Annotated in this window: 1 protein-coding gene; it reads right to left on the bottom strand. The window is 72.6% G+C overall.

All coding sequences use genetic code 11. The annotated features are described in order from the left end of the window. Positions 1 to 551 (bottom strand): acyltransferase domain-containing protein (locus ADK41_RS05885; RefSeq protein WP_037805361.1); only part of this gene is annotated, 551 nt, incomplete at both ends.

Raw genomic sequence — 551 nt, 5'->3', positions numbered from 1 at the left:
CGATGCGTCCGGTCACGTTGGAGACGACGGGCAGCAGCGGCTCGGCGTAGGACAGTGCCTCGGCGACCGTGCGGAACTCCTCCAGCATCGGCTCCATCAACGGCGAGTGAAAGGCGTGCGACACCCGCAGCCGGGACGTACGACGCCCCAGCTCACGGAACACCCCGGCCACCGCCTCGACCGCGGCCTCGGCACCCGAGATCACCACCGAGGACGGGCCGTTGACCGCCGCGAGCGACACCTCGCCGGTCAGATGCGGCAGCACCTCCGCCTCCGCCGCCTCCACCGCGACCATCGCGCCACCGGCCGGCAGCGCCTGCATCAACCGGCCACGAGCAGCCACCAGCGCGCAGGCGTCCGCGAGGGAGACGACGCCCGCGATGTGCGCGGCCGCTATTTCGCCGATCGAGTGCCCGGCCACGTAGTCGGGCCGTACGCCCCAGGCGTCGAGCAGGCGGTACAGCGCCACCTCGACCGCGAACAGTCCGGCCTGGGCGTAGGCGGTCCGGTTCAGCGCCTCCGCGTCCTCACCCCACACCACCTCACGCAGG

Origin of the sequence: Streptomyces caelestis (assembly GCF_001279005.1) — a bacterium.
Lineage (GTDB): Bacteria > Actinomycetota > Actinomycetes > Streptomycetales > Streptomycetaceae > Streptomyces > Streptomyces heliomycini.
This window is presented reverse-complemented; position numbering and strand designations above follow the sequence as displayed.